Raw genomic sequence first — 16,719 nt, forward strand, 5'->3', positions numbered from 1 at the left:
CATGAATTCGATGATCTTCACCTGGCTGCCCAGGTTATTGTAGACCTGCGCGAATTCGAAGCCGATCACGCCGCCGCCAATGCACAGCATCCGCGCTGGAACGGGGTCAGGCATCACCAGGGCGCCAGTGGAATCCACGATCACTTCCTGGTCCACCTCGATGCCCGGCAGCCGGGCCGGCTCCGAGCCGGTGGCAATGATGAAGTGGCCGGCGGTGTACTTCTGGCCGCCCACATCCACGGTATGGTCGTCCACGAAGCTGGCCTGCCCGTTTAGCACCGTGACCTTGTTGGCCTTGAGCAGGCTGCCGACGCCGCCGGTCAGGCGGTTGACGATGCCGTCTTTCCAGCCGTTCAGCTTGGAGATGTCCAGGGTAGGCTCGCCAAAATTCAGCCCAAAGTCGCTGGCATGCCGGCTCTCAGCCTTGACCTCGGCGGCGTGCAGCAGCGCCTTGGTGGGAATGCAGCCGATGTTGAGGCACACGCCCCCGACCTTGTCCCGCTCCACGATGGCGGTCTTCAGGCCCAGCTGCCCCGCCCGAATAGCCGCGTGATAGCCACCAGGACCGGCACCGATCACGATCAGATCAAAATCCATATTTGCCATGCTGCGTAGTGTAGCGGTTGCCTGTCTGAGCTTCCGTCAGTCGGGAAAGATTCGCCTCTGCCCTGTCCCGCAGGTCTAGACTGAGGCATGACCCAGTCTCAGGAACTTCGCCGGCCCGACGCGGCCACCTTGCTGGTGGCGGGCGCTTTTATCGCCATCGGCATTCGGCATTTCACCCACCCCGAACCTTTTGACCGGATCGTACCGCCGGGGTTGCAGGATCTGCCGGTCGTCGGTATGACGCCCCGGCAGGCCACCCTAATCAGCGGCGCCGCAGAAATTGCCGGCGGCCTGGGCATGCTGCACCCCGCTACCCGCCCGGCGGCCCGGAGCGGCCTGCTGGCGCTGCTGGCGGCGGTGTATCCCGCCAACATCCATATGGCGCTCAATGCCAAGGATTACCGGCCGCTGCCTGAGTGGGTCAGCTGGGCCCGACTGCCGCTTCAGCCGGTGATCGGCTGGGGCGTGTGGCGAGCGGGCCGGCAGCGGCGCTGAGGCAAAGAGCAGGGCAGTAGGCAGGGTAGAGAAGGGAGCGGGGTGGCCGGGAATTAAACTTGGAGGGAATTAGACTTGGAGGATGACCGATCCTCTTGCTGAGATTCGCGCTGCCCTTCATTCCGACGCCGGCGCTGGCCTGGACGGCTGGCTGCTTTACGACTTTCAGGGCCTCAACCCGCAGGCGTGGCGGGTGCTGAACCTGCCGGCCGCCGCGCACCTGACGCGGCGCTTTTTCGTGTGGGTGCCGCGCGAGGGCCGCGCGCTGGTGCTGCATAATCACATCGAGGAAGGCACCTGGCGGCGAATTACGGCTGACTGGGACACTGACTACCGGGCTTTTGGGTCCTACACTGAGCTGGAAGACCTGCTGGCCGCCGTGGTAGGCGGCAAGGTCATTGCGATGGAGTACAGCCCGCAGGGCGCGGTGCCATATGTGAGCCGGGTGGACGCCGGCACGCTGGAGCGGGTGCGGTTGGCCGGCGCCGAGGTGCAGAGTAGCGCCGACCTGTTGCAGACTTTTCTGCGCTGGTCGGAAGACGATCTCAGTGCCCACCGCCGCGCCGCCGCCGTGCTGATGGAAGCCAAGGACGCGGCTTTCCGGCTGCTGCATGAACGCTTGCAGGCAGGAAAAACGGTCACCGAGCTGGACGCGCAGGCGGTGATTCATCAGCACATTGCAGCTGCCGGGATGCACTGGGGGCACGAGGTGAACGTGTCCTTCGGGGCCAATGCGGCCGACCCGCACTACCAGCCGGAAGGCGAGGTGAATGCGGCGCTGCAACTGGGCCAGTGCGTGCTGATTGACCTGTGGTGCGCCGAAGAGGGCCGGCCCTACAGCGACGTGACCTGGGTGGGCTACGCCGGTGAACCCACCGCCGAGTATCTGGACGCCTGGGCAGCGGTGCGTTCGGGACGCGACGCTGCCGTGGAACTGCTACAAAGCCGCTGGCCGCAGGTGCAGGGCTGGGAAGCCGACCGCCGCGCCCGTGAAGCGATGGGCGAGACCTGGGCGCCGTATCTGCTGCACCGCCTGGGCCATGACCTCGGGACCGATCTGCACGGCGCCGGGGCCAACCTGGACGACTACGAAACGCACGACACCCGCCGCCTGACACCAGGTCTGGGCGTGACGGTCGAACCGGGCGTCTACCCGCGTGAGCGGGGATTCGGTATTCGCAGCGAGATCAACCTGTATCTGGCGGCGAACGGCCCGGAAATCACCACTGACCTGCAGCGTGAACCGTTCCGGCTGGGTGGTCCGGAAAGCTGGGAGGAAGTGCGCGCCCGGGCTTACGGCGCGGCAGACTCGGCCTGATCGCGGCCAGCGGCTGTGACGGCCGCTGCAGCCCGGGCCAGTTGCTCCGGGCCGGCCGCAAAGAGGTAGTACAGCAAGGCCAGCACAAAGACGGCGGTACCGGTCGCAAATACGCCGGTGTGGCCGAAATGGGTCCACATTAGCCCGCCCAGCACCGGGCCGGCCGCGTATCCCAGGGCTTCGACCGTCATGATGGCGCCCCAGCCGACCATCCGCTGACCCTGCGGCAGCACCCGGCCCACCAGGCCGTTCCAGCCGGTCAGGAAAGAGCCGTAGCCCAGTCCCAGCAGTGGCAACCCCAGCCACAGGCGCTGCTCGGGATGCGGCCAGGCCATGACCGCGTAGGTGACGGCCAGTGCCAGCAGCCCCGGCAACAGCGCGCGGCGCGGTGAGGAGCGCTCGGCCAGTCGGCCGGCCAGCCACAGGGACAGGCCCAGCCCGGCCAGCAGCCCCAGCGCCGGCCAGGCCAGGTCCATGATGCCGAGGCCCATCTGATGCAGCAGCGGAAACAGCAGCGTTACCAGCAGTCCCGGTGCCAGCGTCTGGGCCAGGGCGGCCGGCAGCAGCAGCGCCACCCCGCCCCACTGCTGCCGCAGTTCACCCAGCGAAGCGGCGCGGGTGCCGGTCTGCGGGGCCGGTTTCAGGCCTACCAGCGACAGCGCCAGCAGCAGCGCCAGCCCCTGCAATCCCAGCAGCACATTCATGCCCAGCTCAGGGCTGCGCTGCATCAGCGGGCCCAGCACGCCCACGCCGACCGCCAACCCCGGCGCCACTGCCAGCGAGGTCAGGGCCAGCGCCTGAGAGGTATGGCCAGGCTGGGCCAGCAGCTGTGAATAACCCATCACCACCGGCCAGAGCGACCCGTACAGCACCCCCCAGAGGGTGGCCAGCGCGAACAGCGCCGGATAGGTCAGTGCGCCGAGAATGCCCTGAGCAGCCAGCTGGGTCGCGGTCATGGTCAGCAGCCCGGCCAGCGCTGCCAGTGTGACCAGCCGGCCAGCGCCCCAGTGACCGGCCAGATACCCCATCGGCCCCTTGCTGACAGCGTCGGCCAGGTAGTGCCCGCCCATCAGGGTGCCGATTAGGGCGGCGTTCAGCCCCAGTTCGCCGGCGCGCAGCGGCAGCGTAGTCACGAAAAACCCGAAGTGCGCTGCTTCACTTAGGACCAGCAGCGTCAGCAGGCGCAGCATCAGGAGGGGGCTATTCCACAACATGCAGCCTCAATTGTACCGGCGCGGGGTTAAGGCGCGGGGGTACAGCGCTCCAGGCAATGCCCCCAACGAAAAAGCCCCCTTCCGGGCGCGGGGAAGGGGACCGACGTTGCTGTGTGGCTCCAGCTTTCCCGGTTTGCGGAAAGCTGGAGAAACTGGCTCAGTCGATAGAGGGCGTGCCACGCACGATCTTGAAGGCGGGCGAGGTGTAGTTCTCCCAGTGGGCCGAGTTGTTTTCGTCGCCCAGGGCTTTGAGCACCCGCAGGCGCAGCTGGTACTGTCCGGCCGGAGCCTGGCTGCCGTCGGCGTAGGTGCCGTCCCAGACATAATCGCTCCAGGGGCGGTCATCGGTGCCGACCTGATAGATGTTGGACTTGTCGCGGCCCACGAAGGGGAAGGTTTCCACCTCGTGCGCGGCGCCGCTGGCGTCCACCGCTTCCATGATGACTTTCTGCGCCTGGTGGTTGAAGTGCACCCACAGGGTGGGGGCGTCCAGCACCTTCAGGCCGCGCTGTCCCACCGTGCGGTCAAAGGTGAGGAAGGTGTAATCGGGCATCTGCTCGGGTTTGTCACCGCCGAAATACACCATGTCGCGGGCCGGGTCGTACAGCGCGGGGAATTCATGTTCGGTGGCCTTGCCGCCCGAGACGAAGTACACCGGGCCCATGGCGTCCAGCTTCTGGTAATCACCCTGGAAGCCGCCGTAAGGCACCGACACCGTTTCGCTCTGGCCGCGGGCCACCAGATAACCGCCGTACTGCGCGTAGTCGGCCTTGGCCGCCAGAGCGGTGGGCGCGGTGATCTTCACGTTCAGCTCCACCTGACCGCCGGCCGGCACCGTCACCTGCAGGCCACCCTGTCCCTGGGCGTCCAGGTCCACGCTCTGACCGTTCACGCTCATGCTGGCGCGGCCAGCGGCGTCGGGCTTGGGCGAGTAGGTGCTGCCGGTGATGCTCAGCGCCGGCACGTGCTGCACGGTAAAGGTCTGGGCCTTGTCGCCGTGGTTGGTCAGCAGCACCACTTTGCTGTGGGTGGGCATGCCTTCGCTCTCGCCCAGCGACAGCTTGGCGGGAGTGGCGACCACGGTGCTGGCGTAGGCGGCAGGAATATCCACCATGCCGGCGCCCTGCAGCTGGGTGTAGACCGGGGTGCCTTCGACCGGTTTGCTGTCCTTGAAGAACCAGCGGGTGCTGGCGGTGTTCATCATGCGGGTCTTGATGTCTTCGGGGGTCCAGTCGCGGTGGCCTTGCAGCAGCAGGGCAGCGGCGCCGGCCACGTGCGGGGCCGCCATCGAGGTGCCGCTCTTGACGCCGTAGCCGCCGGGTTCATAGCCGGTGTTGCTGGGGTCCAGCGGCACCGCCGAGTAGATGTTGCCGCCGGGCGCCGAGATTTCGGGCTTGAGGTCCAGGTCGGGGCCCATGCCGTAGGAGGAGAAGCTGGAGATGCTGCCGCCGGTGGGGTTCTTGAAGCGCTGTTCGCCGGCATTGAAGCTGACGGTCACGGGCTTGCCTGCCGCCACCGCGGCCTTGATGGCTTCGCCTTCTTCCTGCAGGAAAGAAGCGAACGGCACGTTGATCTTGGCGTCACCCAGGCTGGGCGAGATGTAGCCCGGAGCGTTGTTGAACATCAGGACCGCGCTGGCCCCAGCTTCGGCCACGTTCTTGGCCTTCTCGGCAAAGTTGCAGCTGCCGCGCTGAATCAGCACTGCCTTGCCGCTGAACTGGTTCTTGACAAAGGGGCTGCCGCCGTTCACGTTGCAGGCGAGAAGGGGGTCGGCCACCACCACCGGCAGGGCCTTGCCGGTTTCCGGGTCGGCGCTGGGGCTGCCGGCCATATAGCCGACGCTGCGGGTCTGGCCGTCGGTGCTGACGGTAAAGCTCTTGAGGCTGATCTGAGCGTTGTCTACTGCGGCCACCGAGATGACCTTTTCGCCCAGCGAGGGCGCGCCGGTGGCGAACTGGCCGTCGGTGCCGCTGTTGCCGGCCGAGACAGTCACCACGACGCCGCGCTTGACCAGGCGGTCGGCGGCCTTGGCGGTGGGGTACTCGGCCCACTGGAACGAGGAGCCGATGCTCATGTTCACCACGTTCATGCCGTCCTGCGCGGCGCGTTCCATGGCCTGCAGCATGATGTCGCCGGTGGTGGAGCCGTTGCAGCCGAACACCCGGTAGGAGCCGAACGAGACTTCCGGCGCCACGCCCTTGAAGCCCTTGGCCGGGTCGTTGCCGCCGATGATGCCGGCCACGTGCGAGCCGTGCCCGCCGCAGTCGTCGGCAATGGGGTCAGGCTGGGGAATGGGGTGACCCTTGGCGGTAGAAGCGTCGTAATCGTCGCCCACGAAGTCGTACTGCGCCACGATGCGGCCGGCGAAAGCAGGGTGCTCGTTGTCAATGCCGGTGTCAATCACGCCGACCTTGATGCCCTTACCGGTCAGGCCCAGTTCATTCTGGGCAATGTCGGCGCCGGTCATGCCCACTGCGCTGAACATTTCAGGCGAGGCGCTGGCGTTTTCCAGTTTCGGCTGCTCGATGATGTCCACCGGGTAAATGGCCTTCACGCCGCGCAGACGGCTGAACTTGCCCACTTCCTGGTCGGCGACTTCTACCGAGAACCCGTTAAAGAGGGTCTGGAAGCTGGCGACTTCCTGGTACTGGATGCCGGCCCGCTGGGCTTCCAATCGCACGCTCTGCTGCTGGGCGCTCAGGCTCTGGGCACTCAGGCCGCCGGGCTCGCCTTGCAGCTCGATAAACCAGCGGCCCGAGGGGCTGGACTTGGGCAAAATGCCCAGCGAGGTGGCCGTCTGCCCGCCGCTGCTCTGGGCAGGCTGGCCGCCAGGAGTGGCCGGCGCCGCCGGGTTCTGACCACAGGCACCCAGAAACAGGGCGCCGGACAACAGGGTAATGGCTTTGATTCGGTTCATGTCAGCTCCTTGGAGGTTCAGCGCCGGCTCAGCGTGAAGGTGTACTGGTTACGGGGATCGTTGTCGGTGGCTTTGTGGTCGTTGGCCAGCTTGAAGCTGGTCACTTCCACCACGTAGCGGCCGGCCTGATCGGCGTTGAAGAGGATCTGGGCGTCTTTGGCTTTGTTGCCAGGAGCGTAGCTGTTGTCGTCATCCTTCTCCAGCATCTTCCAGCCGTCTTTGTTTACCCAGTACAGCCGGATATACGGGTCCAGGGTGCTGCCGGCCGATGCCTTGACACTGACGCGCAGCTGGTCGCCTGCGGCGGCGTCGAACGCGTAATAGTCGGAGTCGCGGTCCTGGCCGGCAATCACGCCGCTGTAGGTCTGGCCCAGCGTGACCGCAGCGGGGGCCTGGCGGGTGGTGTCGGACTTCAGGTCGGGGCTCAGCGAGTTGTTGCCGCCGGTCTGGGGGGCACTGGGCTGATTGCATGAGGCCAGCAGCAGGCTGAGGCCAAGAAGAGCAGGCAAAGTACGTTTCATGGAAGGCTCCTTGGTGGGTGGGCAGGGCAGCCGGGCCGGATAAACGGCACGGGCTGCCAAACAGCCACAGAGAAAGAGTCCCCCTGAGCAGTTGTTCGGAAAAACTGCGCATGGGCTAGATAGACCCTGGTGATTTAGGCGCCTTAACCTTACATCAATCTCACAAGCACCACAAGTGCCTGTCAGTCAGCTGTCAGCTCAGGAGCGCCCTCCAGCGTAAAAAGGCGTCAGGGTGCCGGCAGGAGTAGGGCACCGGTCGGCTCGCGCAATGAGCAGGCCCTGAGAACCGCGCTAACCTGCTCCGGCGTCACCGCCCGGAAGTCGGCGCTGATGGTCTCGGGGGTCACGGGCAGCTGGCCCGGCGCCGCGTAGAGATTTTCCAGGCCCAGCACGAACAGCCGCTCGGCCGGGGTATCGGCGTCCAGACCCGTTTCGGCGGCCAGACGCCGTGCGGCACCCTGAACTTCGGCCGGGGTCGGCGGCGAGCGGTGCAGGCCCGAGACGGTGTCCAGAAACAGCCGCGAGACCGTCTCTACCCGGTCGGGGTCACAGGAGAAGCCACCCTCGAAGCTGCCGCACTCCTGAAATTCCAGGTGGCTCAGGTCGGCGCCGTCGGCCAGGCCACGGTCCAGCAGGGCCCAGTACAGCCGGCTGTTCTCGCCGCCGGCCAGTTCGGCCAGCACGGTGGCGGCGTTCCGCAGGGGGTGTCCGGCCGGCAGCCCCGGCCAGGCAAAGACGCCCTGCGCCCGCTCCAGCCCGGCCCAGCTGAGCTGCCGCACCTGCCGGCTGGGCGTGACAGGGTGCGGCGCGGCGGGAAGGGGCTTCCCCTGCCAGGGCCAGCGGGCCAGCTCGCGCTCGGCCCAGGCCCAGACTTCGGTTTCATCCAGCGCGCCGGTGACCACCAGCAGCACCGACTGCGGGGTATAGGCCCGCTGCAACTGTGCCCGCAGCGCGGCCCGGTCCAGCGCACCCACGCTGCCGGGAGTGCCCAGGATGCTCTGGCCCAGCGGATGCGTGCCCCAGAACTCGGCCTGCATGGCTTCCTGCACCCGCACGCCCGGTTGCGAGGCGTACATGGCGATTTCTTCCAGAATCACGCCGCGTTCGGCTTCGATGTCGGCCTCGCGCAGGGCCGGGTCCAGCAGTTCGCGCAGGGTATCCAGCAGCTGCGGCAGGTCTTCCGGCAGCCCGGCAATGTGGTAGACGGTCTGTTCCTGAGCGGTAAAAGCGTTGTGGGCGCCGCCCAGCCAGTCGAGCCGCTCGTTCAGCTCGTCGGCGCTTACCCGCTCCGAGCCTTTGAACAGCAGATGTTCCAGAAAGTGCGCAGCGCCCTGCCCCTCCGGGCGGTCATGGCGCGCCCCACTGGCGATGAAAAAGCCGGCTGCCACCGTGGAGGCCTGCGGGTCACTCTCGGTCAGCAGGCGCAGTCCATTCGGCAGCTGACCCAGCCGCAGCCGGCGGCCCCCCGCCCCCGGTGACTGGTGCGGGGGCAATGTTTGTGTGTGGGCCGGCCTTCTTTGCCCGCTCATGCGCTCAGCTCCTGACGGCCGGGCTGCACCTCGGCGCTGCCCAGTGTGACCAGGGCCGCCTGTGGCAGCGGGCTGGGCATGACGGCCAGGAAACTGTTGACCTGTTCCAGCGTCAGCGCCCGCAGCTGGGCCTGCAGTTCGCCGGGTTCGCGCAGCCGGCCCAGCAGCACCAGGTCGCGCAGCATGGCGCCCGCCCGCGCCCGCAGGCTCTCTTCCGAGAAGGCCAGACCGGTCAGCAGGCCGCGGCGGGCCCGCTCGAACTCCCGCTCGCTGATGCCGGCGCGCAGCCGCTCGGTTTCGTCCAGCAGCACGTCCAGCGTTTCCTGGGCGCGGGCCGGTGTGCTGGCCGCCCCCAGTTTCCAGAAGCCCTGCGAGCCCAGCAGCAGCGCTGAGGCAAAAGCGGCGTAGGCCAGCCCCCGCTCCTCACGTACCGCATGAAACAGCCGGCTGGCGCTGCCGCCCGAGAAAGCCGTCAGGGCCAGCTGGCTGGGCAGATAGTCGGGGTGCCCCGCCGCCGGCGCCGGCCAGCTGAGGCTGAGGTGGGTCTGTTCGCTGCCGGGATGCGGCAGGTGCACCCGCACGCCGGCGTGAAAGTGCGGCTCGACCGTTTCGGGCGCGGCGCCGGGGCCCCAGCCGCCAAAAGTGTCCTCGACCTGCGCGCGGATTTCGGCGGGGCTGAGGTCGGCCACCACGGCCAGCAGGCTGCCCTGGGCGCCCCAGCGGGCGTGCGCGGCCCGCAGCGTCTGGGCGGTCACGGCGCTCAGGCCGGCGCGGGTGCCGCTGACCGGATGACCGTAGCCGGCCAGCAGGCCGCCGGCCCGCGACCGGCTCGCCCCGCCGAACACCCGGGCGCGCTGCACCAGTGCCAGGCGCTCTTCGGGGGTGTCCTGCAGGCTTTCGAGGTCCTGCCGGGCCAGGTCGGCCAGCACCGGCACCTCGGCGTCCTGCAGGCTGGGGCGCTGCACCACGTCGGCCAGCAGGGCCAGTGCGGCTGGCAGGTCGGCTTTCAGGCCGCTGACGCTCAGGCGGGTGGCCTCGGCGCCCACGCCGCCTCCGCGCCGCAGGCCTAATGCGTCGAACGCGTCGGCCAGCGCGCGGGCGTCCCGGCCTCCGGCCCCTTTGCCCAGCCATTCTTCCAGGATGCCGGCGGTGCCTTCCAGGCCCAGCGGGTCGTGGGCGCTGCCCCAGGGCAGACGCAGGCTAACGGTAAACGCGGCGCCGGCCCGGGGCTGGGCCGCCAGGGTCAGGCCGCCGGGCAGATCAAACAGTTCGGCGCTGGCAGCTTCAGGGCGGGCGGAAGGCGGCGTGGACGTCACAGGGGCGAGTGTAACGCGCCGGTGGCCGGGGCAACTGTGCTGGTGGCGGAACCCGGCAGGCGCTGGCTCTGGGCAGACCGGGTCAGGCGGGCCGGGGCAGCCTCGCCTCAGGCCCGCGCCAGGTCCAGTTCCAGAAAATCGGTGATGACACTGTTCAGAATCCACCAGCCCGCCTCGGTGGCCCGCAGCCGTTCGCCCCGCTGTTCCAGCAGTCCACGGGCCAGGTTGCTGCGGATGGCCGGGGCGTAGGCACGGGCCACGTCTACCCCGCTGCGCCGCGAGAGGTCGCTCAGGTCCACCCCTTCCCGCAGCCGCAGTCCCATGAACAGGGCGTCCGTCACCCAGTCGAAGGGCAGCACCGCTTCGGCCTCGCCGGTCTCTCCGGCCAGCCACTCGTGGAGATGGGGATTGGTGCGCCGCATGGACACGGCCGGCGCCGCCGCCGGATAGTGCCCCGCCGCTCCCGGGCCCAGGCCCAGGTAGTGCTGGGTGTGCCAGTAGGAGAGGTTGTGCTGTGACTGCTGCCCGGGGCGGGCATAGTTGCTGATCTCGTAGCGTTCATAGCCCAGGTCGGCCAGCAGGGCGGCCGTGACCTCAAAGCCGCGCCGCTCGTCGCCCTCGCTGACGGTCACGCCCCGGCGGGCAAATTCGGTGCCGGGTTCGATGGTGAGGGTATAGGCGCTGATGTGTCCCACCCCCAGCTCGTGCAGCCCGCGGATATCGGCCTCCAGCGGCTGCCCGGCCACCGCCGTGATCAGGTCACCGCTGACCCGGAAGTCCTGCGCCAGCAGCTGCTCCACGGCGGAGCGGGCCTGCGCCGCCGAGTGCCGCCGGCCCAGAAACAGCAGGGTGGGGTCGTCCAGGCTCTGCACGCCCACGCTGGCCCGGTCAAAGCCCAGCGCGCGCCAGTGGGCCGCCCGCGCCGCACTGACGGTGCCGGGGTTGATTTCCAGGGTGTTTTCTTTGCGGCCCCAGCCGAGGTGCCGCTGCACACTCCCCACCAGTGCCGCCAGCTCGGCGTCCCGCAGGAAACTGGGGGTGCCGCCGCCCAGATACACCGTGTCCAGGTCCACCGGGTAACGGGCGGCCAGCTGCTCGGCCTCGCGGTCCAGCTGCGCCAGATACGCATCAACCAGCCCGTTTTGGCGGGTCAGCACATGAAAATCACAGTAGGGACAGATACTGGGGCAAAACGGCACATGGACATACAGGTGGCGGACCGGGGCGGGCGTACTCACACGCCGCAGTATGCCGCGCTCCCGGCCGCGCAAAAGCGAGCTGGCGCCGGCTCTTCGGTTCAGCGGCCGTGCGGAACGGTGTCCATCCAGCTTTCCAGCGCTGCCTGAGCGCCGGCGGCGGAACTCCGCCGCAGCGGCCGCCCGGCCCACTCGTCGCCGGAGGTCCAGCCGGGCTCCGGCCCAGTTTCCAGCAGCAGGATGCCGCGCGGGTTCAGCTCTTGGGCGGCTGCGTCCACGGCGGCCGGGTCGCTGAACACCACCAGGTCGGTCCGGCCCTTGCCATCCAGAGCCTCCAGGGCCGCCAGCGCTGCGTCCAGGGCGGCCTCGTCTGCCGCGGCGGGGAGTGCCAGCAGCCAGCGGTGCCCGCCGCAGCGGCCCTCGAAGCAGGCATGCACGGCGCCATACAGGTCCGTCCAGTTGGTGGTGTGTTGCATGGGGCCCAGCATACCCGACCCGCCTGCTCGCCGCCGCGTGCCCGGCCCGGAAAAGGGCGTCCAGCGCGGCAGACTGGCCGGCCCGCCCGGACAGGCCGGATGGGGTAGCCTGAACCCATGCGCGTTGCCGTGGCCGACGTCGGAACCAACTCCACCCACCTCCTGATTGCCGAGGCCCAGGGGGGGCACTACCGGGTGCTGGACGCCCTGAAGGTGCGTACCCGGCTGGGCGAATGCCTGGACGAAAGCGGCAATATGACGCTGGAAGGCGAGGAGCGGCTGCGTGACGCCCTGCTGCGCTTCCGCGAGCTGGCGGTTTCCTTGGAAGTGCCCAGCGTGCGCGTCTATGCCACCTCGGCGCTGCGTGAAGCCCCCAACGGCCCCGAGGTGGCCGAGCGGATGCGGCAGCAGACCGGGGTGTATCCGGTGATCATCAGCGGCGAGCGCGAAGGCCGGCTCACCTATCTGGGCGCGGCCCACTCGGTGGAATTTGGCGCCGACAACCTGCTGCTGGACCTGGGTGGCGGCAGCCTGGAGATCATCCGCGGCGGCCCAGCCGAGGTGCAGGACGTGGTCAGCCTGCCGCTGGGCGGCATCCGGATGCAGGACCGCTTCCTGCACCGCGACCCTCCCAGCAAGTCGGAATACCGGGCGCTGGTGGCTTACCTGCAGGGCGCGCTGGAGCCTTACCGGGAGCGCTTTGGCGCCGGGCCGCAGACGCGGGTGTTCCTGTCCAGCGGCACGGCCGGCGACCTGGCAACAGCGGTGGCGCAGGCCAAGGGAGGGGGGCAGGACCCGGCCGGCATCAACGGCCTGCGCCTGACGCTGGACGAACTGGGCGGCCTGCTCGGCGACCTGCGCCGGCTGAACGAGGAAGAGCGGGCCCGCATTCCTGCCTTTGCCAAGCGGGCCCGCATCATCGTGGCGGCGGCGGCGGTGCTGCATACGGCCCTGACGGTGCTGGGCGCCCGCGAAATGGTGATCAGCGAGGGCGCGCTGCGCGAAGGCATGCTGATTGAGGAGTTGCAGTGCCACGAGGCTTACGTGGCGGACCTCAGCCCGCGGCACCGCAGCGCCCTGGCCCTGGCCGAGCGGTTCCGCGCGGACCTGCCGCACGCCCGGCAGGTGACGGCGCTGAGCAAGGAGCTGTACAACCGGCTGCGTGAGCAGGGCCAGCCCTTGCCGGAAGAGGGCCGCGGCCTGCTGCGGGCGGCCGCCACCCTGCACGAGGTGGGGCAGCTGGTCGCGCAGAGCAGCCACCATAAGCACTCGGCCTACCTGATTCGCCACGGCGGCCTGCTGGGCTTCGATGCCCGCGGGGTGGAACTGGTGGCCCAGATTGCCCGCTATCACCGCCGCAGCATGCCCAAGGACTCGCACGAGGAATGGCGCGCCCTGAGCCGCGAGGACCAGCGCCTGGTCTCGCAGATGGCTGCCATCCTGCGGGTCGCCGACGGCCTGGACCGCTCTTACGGGGGCCATACCCAGATCACAGGGCTGGAGCGCAGTGGCAAGGGCTGGCGCCTGACCGCCTGTGTGCCCAACGCTCTGGACCGCCAGGGCGCCGGGGAAAAGGCCGACCTGTGGGCGCGCGAGTTCGGCCCCCTCAGTTTCGAGTGGCTGGACGAGGAAGAGAGTGTGGGCGAGGCCAGAGACGCTGTCCCGGCCGCGGACCACCCTGCCTAAGCACCCCTTGCCTGAGTGCCCTTTACCTGAGTGCCGCGTCAAGCTTTTCCCACCAGACTCATGGGCCGGGCGGCTGGAATGAATGTCAGTCCACGTTCCTTTTCTTCCCTTTCCCCCCAGGAGGATGTCCTATGACGCGTTCCACTCCCCGCCTGACCCGGCGCTCCGCTCTTTTCCCGGTTGCTCTGCTCAGCGCCGCTCTGCTGGCTCCGGCGGCCCAGGCTCAGACCGCTCCAACGCAAACCGCTCAGACGGCACCGGCGGCTCCAGCTGCAGCTGTCTCGGCCCCCGCAGCTGCCCTGACTCAGGCTGCTCAGCCGGCCCTGGCCTTCAGCAGCGCTGCCGAGGCGGCGGCTCAGGCCCGTGCCCTGAGCGCCCAGGCCCGCACCCGCTACCCGGCCGGCAGCGCCTCCATTGACCAGACGCTCTGGAAGCAGGCGGCCGAGGCGGCCGAAGCGGCGGTCGCCCTGGAGCCGGCCAACCCCAGTTTCCTGGCTCTGCGCGCCGAAATTTACACGGCCACCGGCTTCTGGGCGCGGGCGCTGAGCAGCTGGCAGGCCTATTTTGCGGTGGCCGGCGATCAGGCCACCCCCCAGGCCCGGGCGGCAGCAGGGCAGGTGTATTACAACCTGGCCTACGCCGCCTACACCCGCCAGGACCTGCCCCAGGCGGCCCAGTTGCTGGCCGAATGCCTGCGGGCCGCCCCAGACGATGCCCAGTGCGCGCTGTGGGCCGGCCGGGTGGCGCTGGAACAGGGCGATTTTGCCGCTGCCCAGACCTTGTATGGCCGCGCCGTGCAGCTGCGGCCTCAGGCCTGCACCGCCGCCTACTTCAGTCAGGTGGCGGTGCAGGCCGGGCAGTACGGTGCAGACGCCACCCGCGCTTTCAGCCAAGCTTATGCCGACCTGGACGCCGGGCGCCGTGCCGAGGCCCTGCGGGGCTTTCAGCAAGCTGCCCGCCTGGCCCCCAGCTTTGCCGCCGCGCAGCGTGAGGCCGGCCGCCTGGCGCTGGACCTGGGCGACGCCGCCGCTGCCCGCGCTGCTTACGCGGCGCTGAGCGCCTTGCCCGGCGCCACCGACGCCGACCGTTACAACCTCGGCCTGGCCACCGAGGCAGAGCAGTACGGCCTGGAAGCCACCCGGCAGTTCCGTCAGGGCTATAGCCTCTACACCAGTAGCGACCGTGCCGGGGCCGAGGCCGCCTTCCGGCAGGCCACCGTTCAGAGCCCGCAGTACGCCAAGGCCTGGTCCTGGCTGGGCCGCGTCGCTTACGAGGCCGGCCGTTACGCCGAGGCCGCCGCCAGCTATGAGCGCGCCGTGCAGCTGGACCCGTCTGACCGCGCCGCCGCCTATTTCCTGCGGCTGGCACGGGCCCAGCTCAAGGGAGCCTAAGGGCCGGGCCCCTCCTCAGGCCAGGGCGGCTGGCATAGCCTCTTTTTATGTCTCAGCACCGCGAACCGCCGGCCTCCAAACACGACGACACCATGAGCGAGCTGATCGGCCGCACGCGCTTCGTCGTGGTGCTGGCGGTCCTCGCGGTGTTGCTGGTGGCCCTCAGCCTCTTTATTCAGGGCACTTTGGTAGCGCTGTGGTCCATCTACGAAACCTGGCATGCCATGCTCACCGAGGGCGTTCTCAGCCAGAAGACCGATCTGGCGGTGGAATTCCTGGAAGTGGTCTCTACCATGCTCAAGGCGGTGGTGTTTTACATCATCGGCCTGGGCATGTACTCGCTGTTTATCCGGCCGCTGAACATCACCAGCGCGCTGGGCATCGAAAGCCTGGGTGACCTGGAGCAGAAAATCGTATCGGTCATCATGGTGATTCTGGGGGTCACTTTTTTGCAGCACTACGTGAACTGGGAAAATCCCCAGGAAACCCTGCTGTTTGCCCTCTCCTTCGCGCTGGCCGGCGGAGTCATCGTCCTGTTTCAGAAAGTCCACCATGGCAAGGGTGACCTGCAGCAGCCGGAGACCAAACTCAAGGCCCGGCGTGAGCTGTTCGAGAATGAAGCCGAGCAGCGTGAGATCGGCGCCGAGGACGTGTGCCGCGCCGAGCGGGCCACCCAGGCCGAGCAGAGCGGGGCCAGCCGGGGCCAGAGTGGGGCAGAGGAAGCCTGAGGCAAACTCCCGGCGGGCGGCGCTGCCCTCTTCCAGTGTTCTTCCTGCGGCACATGCCTCCCCGGCCAGCCTCTAGACTGAAGCTGTGCGTATCGGGATCGTCACTGCCACCTACCCGCCTTCCAGAAACGGCGTGGCGACGTCGACGGCCCTGTTCGTGCGCGGTCTGCGCGCCCTGGGCCATGAGGTCCGCGTCTTTGCCCCGCGTCATCCGGCTCAGTACCGCCAGCCGGACTGGGTCGAGGAAGGCCCGGTCTACCGGCTGCCCACCTCGTTCCGCGCCGCCCGTTTTCTGGGCGCTCCGGCCGACTATCCGGTGCTGCTGCACCCACGCTCGCAGACCCGTCAGCTGCCGCTGGACGATCTGGACATTCTGCACACCATGCATCCCTTTTTGGCCGGCCGGCTGGCGCTGGACTGGTCGCGCCGCTCGGGCCGCACCGGGGGCCGGCGGGCGCCGGTGGTCTACACCGCCCACACCCAGTACGATCAGTACCTGCACTACTCGCCGGTCCCGCCGCGGCTGGCCGCTCCCGCCATGCGCCGGCACGTGGTGGAGTTTGCCGCACAGGTGGACGCGGTGCTGGCGCCGGGCCAGGCCATGCAGGAGATGCTGCGCCGCTACGGGTACGCCGGCGAGGTCCGGCTGTTCCCGAACCCGGTGAACCTGAGCGCCTTTACCGGCCCGGATGGGGAGCCGCTGGACGGCACGCCTTTTCGCCAGCGCTCCGGCCTGGACACTCAGGCGCCGCTGGCGATGTATCTGGGCCGCCTGGCGCCCGAAAAGAATCTGGACACACTGCTGACCGCTTTCGAGCTGGCCCGCCAGCGTCGCCCCGGGCTACAGCTGGCCCTGGTAGGCGACGGCCCCAGTCACGCCGAGCTGGCCCAGCGCCTGCCAGAGGGCGCCGTGATGACCGGCGGCCTGCCCTACAGCGAGGTGCCGGCCGCCCTGTCGGCCGCCGACGTTTTTATCACCGCCAGCACCTCCGAGGTGCTCCCCATGAGCATGATCGAGGCACTGGCCGCCCGCACGCCGCTGGTGGCCGCCCGTAGCCCCGCCGCGCTGGATCTGGTGCAACCGGGCGTCAACGGCCACGTGACCGAGCCGGACGCAGAGGCGCTGGCTGAGGGCTTGCTGTCGGCACTGGCACCTCAGGCGCTGCCCCGCCTGCAGGCCGGCGCCTGGGACACTGCTCGCCGCTATGATCTGCCCCAGCGCGCCCAGGCTCTGGCTGACCTGTACAGCGAACTGCTGACCCGCCGTCGGCTGTAGCCGGCCAGCAGAAAGCAAAAGCAGAGGCCATAAAAAAAGACCCGCTCATA

The 16,719-nt window shown here is 68.7% G+C and carries 14 protein-coding genes (1 of these 14 running past the window's edge); 6 read left to right on the forward strand and 8 right to left on the reverse strand.

Annotated features, from left to right (window positions below; translation table 11 throughout):
- On the reverse strand, window positions 1-597 hold the beginning of the coding sequence (gene lpdA / locus OCI36_RS09510) for a dihydrolipoyl dehydrogenase (RefSeq protein ID WP_261664905.1). 795 nt of this gene lie to the left of the window's left edge; 597 of the gene's 1,392 nt are visible here — the first part of the coding sequence; it begins with the start codon at window positions 595-597; its stop codon lies beyond the left edge, outside the window.
- Window positions 598-693: 96 nt separating this feature from the next.
- On the opposite strand from lpdA, the gene OCI36_RS09515 reads away from it, so the two are divergent.
- Complete coding sequence (locus OCI36_RS09515) at window positions 694-1,101, forward strand: hypothetical protein (protein ID WP_261664837.1); 408 nt, start codon at window positions 694-696, stop codon at window positions 1,099-1,101.
- An 82-nt stretch (window positions 1,102-1,183) separates the two neighbouring features.
- Window positions 1,184-2,419, forward strand: a complete 1,236-nt coding sequence (locus OCI36_RS09520) for a M24 family metallopeptidase (RefSeq protein ID WP_261664838.1) — start codon at window positions 1,184-1,186, stop codon at window positions 2,417-2,419.
- Here OCI36_RS09520 and OCI36_RS09525 read toward each other — a convergent pair.
- The 7 genes from OCI36_RS09525 to OCI36_RS09555 form a co-directional block, all read right to left on the reverse strand.
- Window positions 2,395-3,633, reverse strand: a complete 1,239-nt coding sequence (locus OCI36_RS09525) for an MFS transporter (protein WP_261664839.1) — start codon at window positions 3,631-3,633, stop codon at window positions 2,395-2,397. The genes OCI36_RS09520 and OCI36_RS09525 overlap by 25 nt on opposite strands.
- Window positions 3,634-3,790: 157 nt before the next feature.
- Entirely contained in the window at window positions 3,791-6,550 is a 2,760-nt protein-coding gene (locus OCI36_RS09530) for a S8 family serine peptidase (RefSeq protein ID WP_261664840.1), read from the reverse strand.
- A 17-nt stretch (window positions 6,551-6,567) separates the two neighbouring features.
- Window positions 6,568-7,071 carry a PPC domain-containing protein gene (locus OCI36_RS09535; protein ID WP_261664841.1) on the reverse strand — a complete coding sequence of 168 codons (504 nt, stop codon included), beginning with the start codon at window positions 7,069-7,071 and terminating at the stop codon, window positions 6,568-6,570.
- A 227-nt stretch (window positions 7,072-7,298) separates the two neighbouring features.
- Complete coding sequence (locus OCI36_RS09540; protein ID WP_261664842.1) at window positions 7,299-8,600, reverse strand: M16 family metallopeptidase; 1,302 nt, start codon at window positions 8,598-8,600, stop codon at window positions 7,299-7,301.
- Window positions 8,597-9,916 carry a M16 family metallopeptidase gene (locus OCI36_RS09545; RefSeq protein WP_261664843.1) on the reverse strand — a complete coding sequence of 440 codons (1,320 nt, stop codon included), beginning with the start codon at window positions 9,914-9,916 and terminating at the stop codon, window positions 8,597-8,599. The genes OCI36_RS09540 and OCI36_RS09545 overlap by 4 nt, the downstream gene beginning before the upstream one ends.
- Before the next feature lie 107 nt (window positions 9,917-10,023).
- Entirely contained in the window at window positions 10,024-11,163 is a 1,140-nt protein-coding gene (gene hemW / locus OCI36_RS09550; RefSeq protein ID WP_261664906.1) for a radical SAM family heme chaperone HemW, read from the reverse strand.
- 50 nt (window positions 11,164-11,213) lie between these two features.
- Window positions 11,214-11,588: a hypothetical protein gene (locus OCI36_RS09555; protein WP_261664844.1), complete on the reverse strand. Its 375-nt coding sequence runs from the start codon at window positions 11,586-11,588 to the stop codon at window positions 11,214-11,216.
- Window positions 11,589-11,705: 117 nt separating this feature from the next.
- On the opposite strand from OCI36_RS09555, the gene OCI36_RS09560 reads away from it, so the two are divergent.
- The 4 genes from OCI36_RS09560 (at window position 11,706) to OCI36_RS09575 (ending at window position 16,669) form a co-directional block, all read left to right on the forward strand.
- Window positions 11,706-13,274: a Ppx/GppA phosphatase family protein gene (locus OCI36_RS09560; RefSeq protein ID WP_261664845.1), complete on the forward strand. Its 1,569-nt coding sequence runs from the start codon at window positions 11,706-11,708 to the stop codon at window positions 13,272-13,274.
- Between the two features lie 131 nt (window positions 13,275-13,405).
- Complete coding sequence (locus OCI36_RS09565; RefSeq protein WP_261664846.1) at window positions 13,406-14,665, forward strand: tetratricopeptide repeat protein; 1,260 nt, start codon at window positions 13,406-13,408, stop codon at window positions 14,663-14,665.
- A 47-nt stretch (window positions 14,666-14,712) separates the two neighbouring features.
- Complete coding sequence (locus OCI36_RS09570; protein ID WP_261664847.1) at window positions 14,713-15,393, forward strand: YqhA family protein; 681 nt, start codon at window positions 14,713-14,715, stop codon at window positions 15,391-15,393.
- Window positions 15,394-15,478: 85 nt separating this feature from the next.
- Window positions 15,479-16,669, forward strand: a complete 1,191-nt coding sequence (locus tag OCI36_RS09575) for a glycosyltransferase (protein WP_261664848.1) — start codon at window positions 15,479-15,481, stop codon at window positions 16,667-16,669.
- The last annotated feature ends 50 nt before the right edge of the window (window positions 16,670-16,719 follow it).

Origin of the sequence: Deinococcus sp. Marseille-Q6407, from assembly GCF_946848805.1 — a bacterium.
Classification (GTDB): domain Bacteria; phylum Deinococcota; class Deinococci; order Deinococcales; family Deinococcaceae; genus Deinococcus.

Coding starts and splice junctions, on each gene's coding strand:
- OCI36_RS09515 (WP_261664837.1), top strand. CDS start 694: ATGACCCAGTCTCAGGAACTTCGCCGGCCCGACGCGGCCACCTTGCTG.
- OCI36_RS09520 (WP_261664838.1), top strand. CDS start 1,184: ATGACCGATCCTCTTGCTGAGATTCGCGCTGCCCTTCATTCCGACGCC.
- OCI36_RS09525 (WP_261664839.1), bottom strand. CDS start 3,633: ATGTTGTGGAATAGCCCCCTCCTGATGCTGCGCCTGCTGACGCTGCTG.
- OCI36_RS09530 (WP_261664840.1), bottom strand. CDS start 6,550: ATGAACCGAATCAAAGCCATTACCCTGTTGTCCGGCGCCCTGTTTCTG.
- OCI36_RS09535 (WP_261664841.1), bottom strand. CDS start 7,071: ATGAAACGTACTTTGCCTGCTCTTCTTGGCCTCAGCCTGCTGCTGGCC.
- OCI36_RS09540 (WP_261664842.1), bottom strand. CDS start 8,600: ATGAGCGGGCAAAGAAGGCCGGCCCACACACAAACATTGCCCCCGCAC.
- OCI36_RS09555 (WP_261664844.1), bottom strand. CDS start 11,588: ATGCAACACACCACCAACTGGACGGACCTGTATGGCGCCGTGCATGCC.
- OCI36_RS09560 (WP_261664845.1), top strand. CDS start 11,706: ATGCGCGTTGCCGTGGCCGACGTCGGAACCAACTCCACCCACCTCCTG.
- OCI36_RS09565 (WP_261664846.1), top strand. CDS start 13,406: ATGACGCGTTCCACTCCCCGCCTGACCCGGCGCTCCGCTCTTTTCCCG.
- OCI36_RS09570 (WP_261664847.1), top strand. CDS start 14,713: ATGTCTCAGCACCGCGAACCGCCGGCCTCCAAACACGACGACACCATG.